17 protein-coding genes are annotated in these 12,658 nt (G+C 54.9%); 7 read left to right on the top strand and 10 right to left on the bottom strand.

From position 1 onward, the window contains the following. Positions 1-111: 111 nt before the first annotated feature. The 7 genes from solA to grxB all read right to left on the bottom strand — a co-directional run bounded on the left by solA (position 112) and on the right by grxB (position 5,049). Positions 112-1,224 (bottom strand): N-methyl-L-tryptophan oxidase, encoded by a 1,113-nt coding sequence (gene solA, locus Q7C21_RS15495; protein WP_008925919.1) that lies wholly within the window; start codon positions 1,222-1,224, stop codon positions 112-114. Positions 1,225-1,318: 94 nt separating this feature from the next. Further along, positions 1,319-1,573: a biofilm formation regulator BssS gene (bssS, locus tag Q7C21_RS15500; protein ID WP_003849911.1), complete on the bottom strand. Its 255-nt coding sequence runs from the start codon at positions 1,571-1,573 to the stop codon at positions 1,319-1,321. Positions 1,574-1,819: 246 nt separating this feature from the next. After that, complete coding sequence (locus tag Q7C21_RS15505; RefSeq protein ID WP_003849909.1) at positions 1,820-2,092, bottom strand: hypothetical protein; 273 nt, start codon at positions 2,090-2,092, stop codon at positions 1,820-1,822. A gap of 144 nt (positions 2,093-2,236) precedes the next feature. Then, positions 2,237-2,482 (bottom strand): DNA damage-inducible protein I, encoded by a 246-nt coding sequence (gene dinI / locus Q7C21_RS15510; RefSeq protein WP_003849907.1) that lies wholly within the window; start codon positions 2,480-2,482, stop codon positions 2,237-2,239. A gap of 62 nt (positions 2,483-2,544) precedes the next feature. Beyond that, positions 2,545-3,588, bottom strand: a complete 1,044-nt coding sequence (gene pyrC / locus Q7C21_RS15515) for a dihydroorotase (protein ID WP_003849906.1) — start codon at positions 3,586-3,588, stop codon at positions 2,545-2,547. A 134-nt stretch (positions 3,589-3,722) separates the two neighbouring features. Continuing rightward, positions 3,723-4,286 (bottom strand): lipoprotein, encoded by a 564-nt coding sequence (locus Q7C21_RS15520; protein ID WP_003849904.1) that lies wholly within the window; start codon positions 4,284-4,286, stop codon positions 3,723-3,725. A gap of 115 nt (positions 4,287-4,401) precedes the next feature. After that, positions 4,402-5,049: a glutaredoxin 2 gene (grxB, locus tag Q7C21_RS15525; protein ID WP_003849902.1), complete on the bottom strand. Its 648-nt coding sequence runs from the start codon at positions 5,047-5,049 to the stop codon at positions 4,402-4,404. A 299-nt stretch (positions 5,050-5,348) separates the two neighbouring features. Between grxB and rimJ the strand changes: the two genes are divergently transcribed. From rimJ to murJ, 4 genes are all read left to right on the top strand, one after another. Further along, positions 5,349-5,939 (top strand): ribosomal protein S5-alanine N-acetyltransferase, encoded by a 591-nt coding sequence (gene rimJ, locus Q7C21_RS15530; protein ID WP_003849899.1) that lies wholly within the window; start codon positions 5,349-5,351, stop codon positions 5,937-5,939. A 16-nt stretch (positions 5,940-5,955) separates the two neighbouring features. Further along, positions 5,956-6,594, top strand: a complete 639-nt coding sequence (locus Q7C21_RS15535) for a DUF480 domain-containing protein (protein ID WP_008925922.1) — start codon at positions 5,956-5,958, stop codon at positions 6,592-6,594. Position 6,595: 1 nt separating this feature from the next. After that, positions 6,596-7,516, top strand: a complete 921-nt coding sequence (locus Q7C21_RS15540; RefSeq protein ID WP_008925923.1) for a Gfo/Idh/MocA family protein — start codon at positions 6,596-6,598, stop codon at positions 7,514-7,516. Between the two features lie 121 nt (positions 7,517-7,637). After that, the gene (gene murJ, locus Q7C21_RS15545; protein ID WP_003849898.1) at positions 7,638-9,176 is read left to right on the top strand and encodes a murein biosynthesis integral membrane protein MurJ; all 1,539 of its coding nucleotides are present in this window, start codon (positions 7,638-7,640) and stop codon (positions 9,174-9,176) included. 308 nt (positions 9,177-9,484) lie between these two features. Here murJ and flgN read toward each other — a convergent pair whose 3' ends face one another. From flgN to flgA, 3 genes are all read right to left on the bottom strand, one after another. Beyond that, complete coding sequence (gene flgN, locus Q7C21_RS15550; RefSeq protein WP_003849895.1) at positions 9,485-9,916, bottom strand: flagellar export chaperone FlgN; 432 nt, start codon at positions 9,914-9,916, stop codon at positions 9,485-9,487. Positions 9,917-9,921: 5 nt separating this feature from the next. Further along, positions 9,922-10,230: a flagellar biosynthesis anti-sigma factor FlgM gene (gene flgM, locus Q7C21_RS15555; RefSeq protein WP_003849894.1), complete on the bottom strand. Its 309-nt coding sequence runs from the start codon at positions 10,228-10,230 to the stop codon at positions 9,922-9,924. A 105-nt stretch (positions 10,231-10,335) separates the two neighbouring features. Further along, on the bottom strand, positions 10,336-10,995 hold the full coding sequence (gene flgA / locus Q7C21_RS15560; protein ID WP_008925924.1) for a flagellar basal body P-ring formation chaperone FlgA: 660 nt from the start codon (positions 10,993-10,995) through the stop codon (positions 10,336-10,338). Positions 10,996-11,149: 154 nt separating this feature from the next. Between flgA and flgB the strand changes: the two genes are divergently transcribed. The 3 genes from flgB to flgD are packed head-to-tail and all read left to right on the top strand — an operon-like array spanning position 11,150 to position 12,657. Further along, positions 11,150-11,563, top strand: a complete 414-nt coding sequence (gene flgB / locus Q7C21_RS15565; protein WP_003849889.1) for a flagellar basal body rod protein FlgB — start codon at positions 11,150-11,152, stop codon at positions 11,561-11,563. 2 nt (positions 11,564-11,565) lie between these two features. Continuing rightward, the gene (gene flgC, locus Q7C21_RS15570) at positions 11,566-11,970 is read left to right on the top strand and encodes a flagellar basal body rod protein FlgC (protein WP_003849888.1); all 405 of its coding nucleotides are present in this window, start codon (positions 11,566-11,568) and stop codon (positions 11,968-11,970) included. Between the two features lie 12 nt (positions 11,971-11,982). Beyond that, positions 11,983-12,657, top strand: coding sequence for a flagellar hook assembly protein FlgD (gene flgD, locus Q7C21_RS15575; RefSeq protein WP_003849885.1), 675 nt, complete (start codon positions 11,983-11,985; stop codon positions 12,655-12,657). Position 12,658 lies beyond the last annotated feature (1 nt).

Consider the following 12,658-nt stretch of genomic DNA (forward strand, 5'->3'; position numbering starts at 1 on the left):
GCGAATTAACCTGAAGTGCGGAATAAAACCGTGTCATTATGTCAGCAAAATTCAGTTTACGTCAGTTAATGTCAATGGGTGGCGCCCACTTGATGCCACCCATTTTCAGCGTCAGAAGCGCGAAAGGCGGAAAGGGGTCAGATCAAATGAGAACGGTTTTTTCTGAGCAAATTCTGCAGCCAGTTCACCTAATACACTGGCAAATTTAAACCCGTGTCCGCTGAGTCCGGTAATCAATAAACGGTCAGGTTCACCTGGCAGCGTATCAATAATAAAGTCCTCATCCGGGCTGAAATCGTAGCTGCAGGCTTCACCATGCAGACAGACACCCACGCCGGGTAAAAACTGACGCAGGAAACCAAAGGCTTCACTGCCATCGGCCGCGACCGCACCAAAAGGTTTACGATCCTCTGGTTGCTGCATCGGCTGCCCGCCATCATGACGCCCCACCTTCAACGCGTTGTTATCCGCCGGGAAGCCATAGAACTGGCTGCCATTCGTCATTTCCACCGTAAAGCCGGGAAACTTATTGTTTTCGCTGTAGCGACCATCAGCCTGATACCAGGCAAACACTTTTCGGGTGGGGGCCACTGGCAGGTCAGGAACTAATTTACCGACCCAGGTGCCGGCACTGACCAGCATTTTGCGACCCCGATAGATACCGTCCAGGGTGGTGACCTGCTGCAGATCGCCATCACGTCCCAGCTCGGTGACCGGACAGTTAAACAGCTGTGCACAGCCCGCCTGCTCCGCCAGCTGAATCCAGCTGCGAACCGCCTGTTCGCACTTCAGATAGCCGGAGTCCGGCTCAAAGACGCCCAGATAACCCTCAGGCACGTTAATTTGCGGCCAGCGCTTTCGCACGTCATCGGGCTGCATTACCTCAATGTTGAGTTGCCAGCGAGCGGCGCTGTCGATGACGTTCTGAATAAAAGGTGACTGAATTGGCGCAAGGTTAAGTACGCCGCTGCGATGCATAATGCGCTCACCGGCGCGCTGTTCCAGTTCATCCCACAGCGTCTGCGCTCTCAGGACCAGGGGAACGTAGCGTTCGCCTTCGCCATAAGCGTGACGGATCAATCGACTTTCGCCGTGATGCGTGCCCTGATTGTGGGGAGGATGTGCACTGTCGATCATCAGCACCGATAAACCCGCCTGGGTAGCATAGTAGCCTGCCGCCGCGCCCACTGAGCCGCTGCCGACGACGATAAGATCATAAATCATGATAACTGTGCTCTAAGAGTAAGATAATCAAAAGAATACCAGAAACAGAAACGAAAAAGGCACCCCTGAGGGCGCCTCTTTGATGCGGCAGAGATTAATGCTTATTGAGGAGTCGTTCTATCTGCTCGGCTGATTCTATCTTGGCGATGCCCGCTTCGAGTATCGAGATAAACTGCCTTGCCACATCCGTTGTCAGCCAGTAAGTAGGGCCAACATCCGCTTCTTCTTCTTTTTGATCCTGCGACGACAGCGAGTGCAGGCGGATCATCATGGCGTCATAGCTATCAACGGTACTGATATCCCAGCCCACCAGCGGATGAGTCTGAATAACGTCTTTTCTTCTGTCCATTATAACCTCCTTATTACTCGTTAAACGAAGTGCATGGTGAGGTTCAATGCGGCTTTTTTATTCCAATAGCGAAACTATTATAACAGTAAACCAGGGAATCATGACTTTTAAAAGGCCGTGAGTCAGCTTCTCACAGAATATTTGCGTTTGAAAGGCGCGGAGGAAAAAATAAAATGCCTGGCAGGCAGGCATTTTAATCACTATTCATTGGGCAGGCAAAAAGTGGCTTCAGCCACGTGAGCCTGCTTAAAGTGTCGGGCTTTCTGGCACGATGCCGCCGCCGCGTTTCTGCAGTGTTTCTGCCAGACGGGCAAAGTGCTGCTGAAGCTGTTCATCATGGTTTTGATTTTGGGCTTCCAGCGACAGATTGTGCACCAGCAGCTGACTGGCGCGATCGTCAAGACAGAAAATCAGACTGGAAAAGGCATTTTCCAGCACCGTCAAACGACGCTGTTGATCACCAATCAGTGCTAACAACTCACCAAAGGTCATCGCCTCTTCCGGTTTATCAGTAGTCATGGTGCGCACCTCCTGTTATGCGTGACGAGCGCAAGGATAGGGTATTGATCATTAAGAGTCTAGATGCAGAGAGGGGGAAGTGCGAGAGGGAAGAAAAGATAAAAAAACCGGGTGGCGACACCCGGAAAAAAAGCACAGTGGCGGTTAATCAGTAATGAACCAGTCATCAGCACTTTCCCACGTCTGCTGCAGGATTTCGCTGATCTGGTCGCGCGTCTCTTTTCCACCGCCCAGCACGCTGAGATTATTGGCACTGGCGTAACGTACCTTGACGTGATTGGTCGAGTCAGGGAACTGTTCATCAATGCGGCGCGATAATTCATCGCTTAACGCTTCAATCGCGCCAGCAGGAAGAGGTCGGGTATTGGATACGGTAATTTCAACGCGCATAATAGCCTCCGGTTAAGATGCTGTATATATTTACAGTATCGACGAGCCGGAGGCAAGTAAAATTATGCGATGCGCCAGTTCAGTGTTTCACCCGCCAGGAACGGCACCAGAGCGTGGCTGCCGAGCGCGATTGATTCAGGCACCTGCCAGGGCTCACGCACCAGCGTAATCGTCCCTTCATTCAGCGGCAGGCCGTAGAAACGCGGCCCATTCTCAGAACAGAACGCTTCGAAATGTTCCAGCGCGTTCAGCTCTTCGAAAACGGTGGCGTAAGCGGGCAATGACGTTGGCGCATTAAACACGCCAGCGCAGCCGCAGCTGGCTTCTTTGAGATGGCGCAGATGCGGCGCAGTGTCAGTGCCGAGGAAGAATCGTGGGTTTCCGCTTGCTACCACCTTACGCAGCGCTTCCTGATGCACGTTGCGCTTAAGGATCGGCAGGCAGTAGAGGTGCGGACGAATACCGCCCACCAGCATATGGTTGCGGTTAAACATCAGATGCTGCGGGGTAATGGTTGCGCCCAGCGTCTCATCGGCGGCGGCGACATAGTCAGCGGCGTCCTGCGTGGTAATGTGCTCCATCACCACCTTCAATGCCGGAAACTGGCTGCGCAGCGGCACCATTACGGTTTCGATAAACCGGGCTTCACGGTCAAAAATATCAACGTGTGCATCGGTAACTTCACCGTGGATCAGCAGCGGCATACCGAGCTTCTGCATACGCTCCAGCACGCGGGCAATCGACGCGATGTTGGTGACGCCATGGCTGGAGTTGGTGGTGGCGTGCGCAGGATAGAGCTTGGCCGCGGTGAACAACCCCGAGGTAAAACCGCGCTCCAGCTCATCAGGATCCAGTGAGTCGGTCAGATAGCAGGTCATCAGCGGCGTAAAAGCGTGCCCGGCGGGCAGCGCCGCCAGAATACGATCGCGGTACGCTTCACCTGCCGCCACGCTGGTTACCGGCGGCACCAGGTTCGGCATGACAATGGCACGACCATTCACCGCGCTGGTATAGGGCAGGACCGTGTTGAGCATCTCATCATCACGCAGATGAATATGCCAGTCGTCAGGGCGACGCAGGGTAAGTTGCTGAGGTTGTGCTGTCATCAGTGAAGCTCCGGCAGAAGGGAAACAAAAGGCATGTTTTGGCCGGGGTCTAAGCATAAGGATTCAGGCAACCGTTTGCACCTGCTTTTTATGTCGATAAAGAAAATCCGCGCCATAAGGCGCGGAGATCGGGATTACTGTGTGAACGGAATGACCAGTTCTCCCGGTTTCACTTCCAGTCCTTTGGCAAATTTCTTCGCCAGCGACTCGCCTTTACTGCGGTCAGCACTCAGTACATAAGCAGGATTTTGATCAAAATAGCTTTTGAGTGACTGATTCAGGTATGGCGTCAGCGTTTTCATAATTGACGCCATTTTTTCCGGGGCAACCTGCGTATCGACAATCTCCAGATCGCGAAGATAGATGGCGCCCTGCTGCGGCTCATAAACCGGCTGAGCACGCATCTTCAATTGCATATCGGCCTGCTGAGGACCAAACAGTGAGGTGACGTTAATTTTTGCATTGCCGGAAAGTGTCACCTTTCCTGGCTCTTCGCGCCCAATCTGACTGGTCAGGTTGTTCAGCACAATATGCGCGTTAACCAGTCCGGATACGCCAATGTCTTTCTCATAGTTGTTGTGCTTCTGCAGCGCCTGATTCACTTCCTGTTCGCTGATGGTGTATTGGGTCAGTTGATTACATCCGCTCACCAGCAGCGCAATCAACAGGGCCGTCAGCCCGAAAAATGCCTTTTTCATCGATCTTTATCCTGAATATCAGAGCCAGTAAACAGGCTATAGCCTGCCTGAATGCGGGGCGGGTGTCATCAGGAAAGGGATGAGAAACGCCGCAGCGTCTCTCATCGCGGCAGGGTTAGTGGGATATTGAAGAGAGAAGATTTACCTGGGTCTGTTTAGCCATATTATCGCGGTAGTCAGCGACCCGTGCTGGCCAGTCGATACCCGCCACCAGCGTCAGTGAGCGCAGCAGTGGAAAGAGATTAAAATCATCTTCTGACAGCTCGCCGTTCACCGCATTGGGCTGTTCGATTAATTTGTCCAGCTTGCGCAGATCCTGGCTGACATTTTTAATTAGCCCGGCCGAGTGACTTTTCAGCGCGTCAAAATCACCGATGCTTGCCTGCTTTTTGGTGCGGAAATAGTCACGCGCCTCCGGGGTAGCGAATTCGGCAAACGCCGACTCAGCAATGCGCGGCAGTAGCAGTTTGTTGACATAGCTATTCATATGACGCAGCCAGTCAGCGATTGCCGGATTCAGCGCGCCGGTAATCAGCGGCTCGCGATCCTGCTGATCGACATAATGCACAATATCCATACTCTCAGGCATCGCGCTGCCATCCTGCTTCTGCAGAATCGGCGCCATTTTCTGCCCAATCAGCCGGTTCGGCGTCTCCTCGTCGTCGTTTAGCATCACCACCAGCTCAACCGGTTTGTTCTTCAGGCCAAAAATCATTCGCGCTTTAACGCAGAAAGGACAGTGGTCATAGATATAGAGCTTCATCCTGATCTCCCGGGTTTCAGAGGGTTATTGTTAAACAGAACGAATCAATTCTTTCTGTTTTCGGGCCTGTGAAAAGTATGGAAGAGATTACTCAACAGGGCAAACTCACCTGGCAGAGGCATCACAGGAACCGCCGCTTAAACCAGCCATTCTGATGAATGAAAGCGGTGATAACAGAGCAAAATCAACCTCTGTATGGCGAAAAAGCTGTAACGTTTTACCGCAGCCCAGGCGACGGTTATAGTGAAAGCCGGTTAATGACGGCTCATCTTCATCAGCCATTGATTTCAGGAGTCAGGATGTTTGGCTATCGTTCTGCCGCGCCCAGGGTGCGATTAACCACCGATAGACTGGTGGTCCGTCTGGTTCACGAACGTGATGCCTGGCGAATGGCAGATTACTATTCGGAAAATCGCCAGTTTTTAAAACCCTGGGAACCGGTGCGCGATGACAGCCACTGCTATCCCTCAGGGTGGCAGGCAAGGCTCGGACTGATTTCGGACATGCATAAGCAGGGTTCCGCCTTCTATTTTATTCTCATGGACAGCGATGAAACCGAGGTGCGGGGCGTGGCGAATTTCAGCAACGTGCTGCGCGGATCGTTTCACGCCTGTTACCTTGGCTATTCACTGGGTGAAAAGTGGCAGGGACAAGGGCTGATGTTTGAGGCGTTGCAGGCGGCTATCCGCTATATGCAGCGCCAGCAGCATATTCATCGCATCATGGCGAACTACATGCCGCACAACCAGCGCAGCGGCGATCTTCTGGCGCGACTGGGTTTTGAGAAAGAGGGATACGCGAAAGATTATCTGCTAATTGATGGGCGCTGGCAGGATCACGTGCTGACAGCGTTAACTCTGCGGGAATGGACGCCTGACCGGCGTGGATAATGATGAGGATGCGAGCATGAAGATGGTTTTATCGGCGCAGGCGTTGCGCGTACTGGGCTGTCTGCTGGAGAAGCAGGTCACCACGCCGGAGCAGTATCCGCTGTCACTGAATGGTGTTGTGGTTGCCTGTAATCAGAAATCGAATCGCGATCCGGTCATGGAGCTAAGCGAAAGCGAGGTTCAGAATCAGCTCGATCTGCTGGAAAAACGGCATCTGATCACCGCCAGCAGCGCCGCCGGGCAACGGGTAGTGAAATATGAGCAGCGTTTCTGTAACTCTGCGTTTGGTGCGCTGAAGCTCAACAGCGCGGAAGTCGCCCTGCTGACGCTGCTGCTGCTGCGCGGGCCACAAACACCTGGCGAACTGCGTACCCGCAGCGGTCGTCTGCATGAGTTCAGTGACGTCAGCGAGGTCGAGCAGACGCTGGAAGGCCTGATGCAGCGTGACGACAGTGCACAGGTGATGCGCCTGGCGCGAGAGCCGGGTAAGCGTGAAAGCCGCTTTATGCATCTGCTGAGTGATGAGAGCGATCAGCCGCAGGCCGCTGACGCGCCGGAAGAGCAGGGCGACCTGGCGACGCGCATTACCCTGCTGGAGCAGCAGGTCGCGGCGCTTCAGGCCCAACTCACCCAACTGCTGCAAACGGAGCGCTGAAATGACACTACGTATTGGTGTGGTGGGATTAGGCGGTATCGCGCAGAAAGCCTGGTTGCCTGTGCTTTCTGCAGCAACAGACTGGACGCTGGTGGGCGCATTCTCCCCGAATCAGGCCAAAGCCCGCCCAATCTGCGACAGTTATCGCATCTCAAATTTTGGTTCGTTAAATGATTTAGCGGCTGCCTGCGACGCGGTCTTTGTCCACAGCAGCACCGCTACGCATTACGACGTGGTCAGGGCACTGCTGCTGGCCGGAAAAGATGTCTGTGTGGACAAGCCGCTGGCTGAAACTCTGGAGCAGGCTGAGTCGCTGGTGGCGCTGGCGGAAAAACGTCAGCGTAAACTGATGGTGGCGTTTAACCGTCGATTCGCGCCGCGCTATCAGCAGCTGCGGGCGAAGATGACCGACGCTGCCTCTCTGCGGATTGAAAAGCATCGCAGCGATAGCGTCGGGCCACAGGATCTTCGCTTTACCCTGCTCGACGATTACCTGCATGTGGTGGACACCGCACTCTGGCTGGGCGGCAAACCGTTTCGCCAGGTTCAGGGACGTATCGACACCAACGAACAGGGACAGATGCTCTATGCTGAGCACCATTTCAGTGTTGAAGGATTAACGATCTCCACCAGCATGCACCGCCGCGCAGGCAGTCAGCGCGAGCGGGTCAGTGCGGTATGTGACGGTAAGTGCATCGACATCAGCGAGATGCGCGACTGGCACGAAGAGCAGAGTGATGGCCTGATAATTACGCAGCCACCCGCCTGGCAGAGCCATCTTGCTCAGCGCGGTTTCAGCGGCGCGGCGCACCATTTCATTGACTGTGTACAAAATCAGACGAAGCCTGAAACCAGCGGTGAACAGGCGCTGATGGCGCAGCGTGTCGTGGAAAAACTGTGGCGCGAGGCCACCCGCGAATAACGCCTTGTAACACTCCGTGCTGGTCATTTCCCTCTGTGGCAGTAGACTGTCGCCGGGCATCCTCAGGTGCCCGCGCTAATTCTCCTTTTTTGCTGATTCTTTTCAGGATGCGCCGTCAATTATGAATTTGTTGAAATCGCTGGCAGCGGTCAGTTCTATGACCCTGTTTTCCCGCGTACTGGGCTTTGCCCGTGATGCCATTGTGGCGCGGGTGTTTGGCGCCGGAATGGCGACCGATGCGTTCTTTGTTGCGTTTAAACTGCCCAATCTGCTGCGGCGTATTTTTGCTGAAGGTGCATTTTCTCAGGCTTTCGTGCCGATTCTGGCTGAATACAAAAGTAAGCAGGGCGAAGAGGCGACCAGACTCTTCCTGGCTTACGTCTCGGGCCTGCTGACGCTGGCGCTGGCGCTGGTCACCGTGGCGGGCATGATCGCTGCGCCCTGGGTCATCATGGTCACGGCGCCCGGCTTTGCTGACAGTCCCGATAAGTTCGCGCTGACCAGCTCGCTGCTGCGGGTAACCTTCCCCTACATTATGCTGATTTCGCTGGCGTCGCTGGCGGGTGCGGTACTCAACACCTGGAACCGTTTCTCGGTGCCAGCCTTTGCGCCGACTCTGCTGAACGTGAGTATGATTGGTTTTGCGCTGTTTGCTGCGCCGCACTTCCATCCACCGGTGATGGCGCTGGCCTGGGCCGTGGTGGCTGGCGGCGTACTGCAACTTGGCTATCAGCTGCCGCACCTGAAGAAGCTGGGGATGCTGGTGCTTCCCCGCCTGAATCTGCGTGATGCGGGTGTCTGGCGGGTTATGCGTCAAATGGGGCCTGCCATTCTGGGCGTTTCTGTCAGCCAGATTTCCCTGATCATCAATACCATTTTCGCCTCGTTCCTGGTCTCAGGTTCAGTCTCCTGGATGTACTATGCTGACCGTCTGATGGAGTTTCCCTCTGGTGTGCTCGGCGTGGCGTTGGGCACTATTCTGCTGCCATCGCTGGCTAAAAGTTTTGCCAGTGGCAACCATGATGAATATTCCCGACTAATGGACTGGGGTCTGCGCCTCTGCTTCCTGCTGGCCCTGCCCAGCGCCGTAGCCCTGGGTATGCTCTCCGGCCCGCTGACCGTGGCACTGTTTCAGTACGGTAAATTTACCGCTTTTGATGCATTGATGACGCAGCGTGCCCTGATTGCTTACTCTGTCGGCCTGATGGGACTGATTGTGGTTAAAGTGCTGGCACCGGGCTTCTATTCCCGTCAGGACATCAAAACGCCGGTTAAAATCGCGATTATTACTCTGATCATGACGCAGGTAATGAACCTGGCGTTTATTGGTCCGCTGAAACATGCCGGTCTGTCACTGTCGATTGGTCTGGCAGCCTGTCTCAATGCGTCGCTGCTTTACTGGCAGTTGCGTAAGAAGAATATCTTTAACCCGCAGCCAGGCTGGAGCAGCTTCCTGATCCGCCTGCTGGTCGCGGTGGTGGTCATGGCTGGTGCACTGTTCGCCATGCTGCAGTGGATGCCCGCATGGGAGCAGGGCCCGATGCTGTGGCGACTGCTGCGTCTGGCGGCGGTCTGTGCAGTTGGCGGCGGGGCCTATTTCCTGGCGCTGGGGCTGCTGGGCTTCCGGTTGCGCGACTATGCTCGGCGCACGACTGTGTAAGGTTTGCAGCCATGAGAAATTCAATGTGCAGGGAACGGGGGCATAGGAGGAAAGCGTCCCACGCCATGGACAAAAACGCCGGGAGCGTTTTTGAACAACGCGAAGCGTTGGCCCGGCAACGGGCGCACCTCAGGGATGAGGTGCGTAATCGCGTGGGCCGAGCGTGTCATGGATGACAGCTTTTGCGTCTTTCCGATCTGACCCGGTTCCCTGTACAGGCACAATCTCAAAGCGAATCGTGATAAAGAAAATAACGCACCAATAAAAAAATCCCGCACCTGGCGGGATTTTTTACGCTACTTTTCGACTCAGGCTTTACGGCTTAACGTCGCCTGGCCTTTACCCATCCCATCCGGGCCATAAAAGGCCTGCGTCTGATGCGGCTTCAGCACTTCAAGTGCATTTTCGGTGTAACGAATCTGATGTTGCAGCAGCAGGCCATTGTGGACATTGGCATCCTGCAGACGACGGGAATGCTGCTGGATCGTATCCCAGCGGCGAGCCATGTCGTTCTGACCACGATAAGGTGCTGATGTCGCCTGACTCTGTTCAGCGGCGCGACGCATCTCATCCAGATAGTTGAGCGTACTGAGCAGCGCGCTTTTATCTTCGGTGATACGCTGCAGCAGGTTGCTGTTAATGCTGCCAGCTGCCAGCTGCTGCTGCTCTTCTTCCAGCACGGCTGACAGCGATGCCAGCACGTCCTGCATCTTATCTAATGTGGTCTGCAAATTACTCATGGGAATTAGTTACCCTCTAAATACGCCTTGGTGTCGGCAATCAGCGCATCGGCGATTTTGCCGGTATCCATCTTCAGTTCGCCATTACGAATGGCGGTTTTCAGTTGTTCAACGCGCTCGACGTTAATATCTTTGCTGCTCGGCTGCATCAATTGCGCCTGCGCGCTGCTCAGGCTGACCTGGGCTGCTGCAGGGGTCGTGGCGGCTGCCACCGGGCTGGCGCTCTGGCGCACTTTGCTGTTACCGGACTCACTGCTATCGCGGCTCTGTACGGTGCTGGCGGGTTTCAGCGGTTGAGTTCTGTCAATGCTCATATTCGGGCTCCTGTACGGTCAGGGGGAAGTCTGCCACCTGAATCATAATAGCGTTATCGCTTTGTTGATTCTTCTATCGGCAGCACTTAGGGCTTCTTTAACACTTTACAGCGTTATAAGAATATTCCCATCCTCCCGGACCTTACCGCTGACAACCTGGCCATTTCCCATCCGGACACGGACCGACTGCGAACGGGCGGCATTGTTCAGCGCCTTGCCCTCACCGCTGGCGTCAAATCCATCACCGCTGGCAATCACCATCACATTCTGACCCGCCTTAACCCGCCACGGCTGACGCAGCGTGGACGGATTAATCGGCTGTCCGGGCTGGATATCGCGCAGCACCACAGCATCGGCGACCGAGTCCGCATTCAGCAGGGCGCGGGCGGGCAGGGTGTCCAGGCGGCCGGTCTGCAGCGTGAAATCACTCTCGCTAACGCTACTGCCCTGACTCAGCAGCCGGTTCGCCACCAGATAAGAGCCGGTGACCTGGACCTGTACCTGGATATAACGGCGATTCTCACCGCAATTTGCCGCCACGCTCATATTGCCCCACAACCGGCTGTTGCCGGGCAGCGTGAACTGTGGCGCCTCACAGGCTGGCCACTGTTCTTTCGGCGTGCGAACCACTACGACCATGCCAGCAGCATGCTGGGCGTCACGCGCTTTAAAAAATTGATTCAGTTGTGCATTGAGATCCCCGGCAGAAGCTGGCAGGGCAATCACGACCAGCAGACTGGTCAGCAGGGTCAGATATCGACGCATTGTGCATTTCCTCACTGATGATGGCGACGAGTGTAACCTTTAAGAAAAATCCTCAATTGTCAAAATAGCGGCCATTTAAGTCGCTATTCAGACGATGACGTCTTGCTTTTTCAAATTAAGCTGCGAGCTCGAAATTCTCATACGCGGAGGAAACATGCTCGACAAACTGGATGCGGCGCTGAAATTTGGTACGGAGGCCCTCAACCTGCGTGCTCAACGTCAGGAGATCCTGGCGTCAAATATTGCCAACGCCGATACCCCTGGATATCAGGCCCGGGATATCGACTTTGCAAGCGAGCTGAGTCGGGTGATGTCCAATGGTCGTGCGGAAGGCAGCAGCATGGCGCTAAAAGTCACGTCAGCCCGGCACATTGAAGCACAGACAAACGGCGCACCATCGATGGATATGCTTTATCGCATTCCCGATCAGCCTTCTGCCGACGGCAACACCGTAGATATGGACCGTGAGCGTACGCAGTTCGCGGATAACAGCCTGAAATATCAAACCGACCTCACCCTCATCAGTAGCCAGATCAAAGGCATGATGAGCGTGTTACAAGGGCAATAATTATGGCCTTGCTGAATATTTTTGACATTGCCGGCTCAGCGATGACCGCGCAATCACAGCGATTAAACGTCAGTGCCAGTAACCTGGCGAACGCCGACAGCGTCACCGGCCCAGATGGTAAGCCTTATGTTGCTAAGCAGGTGGTCTTCCAGACCGATGCGGCACCCGGCTCCGCCACCGGCGGTGTGAAAGTGGCAAAGGTCGTGGATGATCCCACACCCGCGAAGCTAGTGTATGACCCGGGCAATCCCATGGCTGATGCTAAAGGCTACGTGAAGATGCCGAACGTGGATGTGGTTTCTGAAAGCGTCAACACCATGTCGGCGTCACGCAGTTACCAGGCCAACGTTGAAGTGCTCAACACCGTGAAGTCGATGATGATGAAAACCCTGACCCTTGGGCAATAACGGAGAAAATTTATGGCTATCGCGGTAGGCGTTAACGACAAGCTGGACCCCACGGTTCTTAGCTCTTCTAACACCAGTGGCACGGGCAACAATGCACAGGATCTGCAGAACCAGTTCCTGACCATGCTGGTGACGCAGTTAAAGAACCAGGATCCTACGAATCCTATGGATAACAGCCAGCTCACCACGCAGCTGGCACAGATCAATACCCTGAGCGGCATTGAAAAACTGAATACCACGCTGGGATCGATCTCCGGCCAGATCAACACCAGCCAGTCACTGCAGAGCTCCACGCTGATTGGGCATGGCGTAATGGTCAATGGCGGACAGATTCTGGTTGGCAAAGGCACCACGACGCCATTTGGCGTTGAACTGGCCTCTGCCTCAACCGGCGCAACCGCCACCATTACAGATGCCAATGGCTCGGTAATCAACACCGTCGATCTGGGCGCGCTGAGCGCGGGTGTGCACACCTTCTCGTGGGACGGCAAGCTCACCGATGGCTCTGTCGCGCCAGATGGTAAATACAGCGTTGCGATTGCCGCAAGCAATGGCAACACACAACTGGTGGCACAACCGCTTAACTACGCCTACGTCAATGGGGTGAGTACAGCGAACAACACCACAAAACTGGATCTCGGCACCATGGGCTCCGCCACCCTTGACGACGTACGTCAGATTCTCTGAT

Source organism: Pantoea sp. ANP04 (assembly GCF_041982285.1).
Lineage (GTDB): Bacteria > Pseudomonadota > Gammaproteobacteria > Enterobacterales > Enterobacteriaceae > Pantoea > Pantoea eucalypti.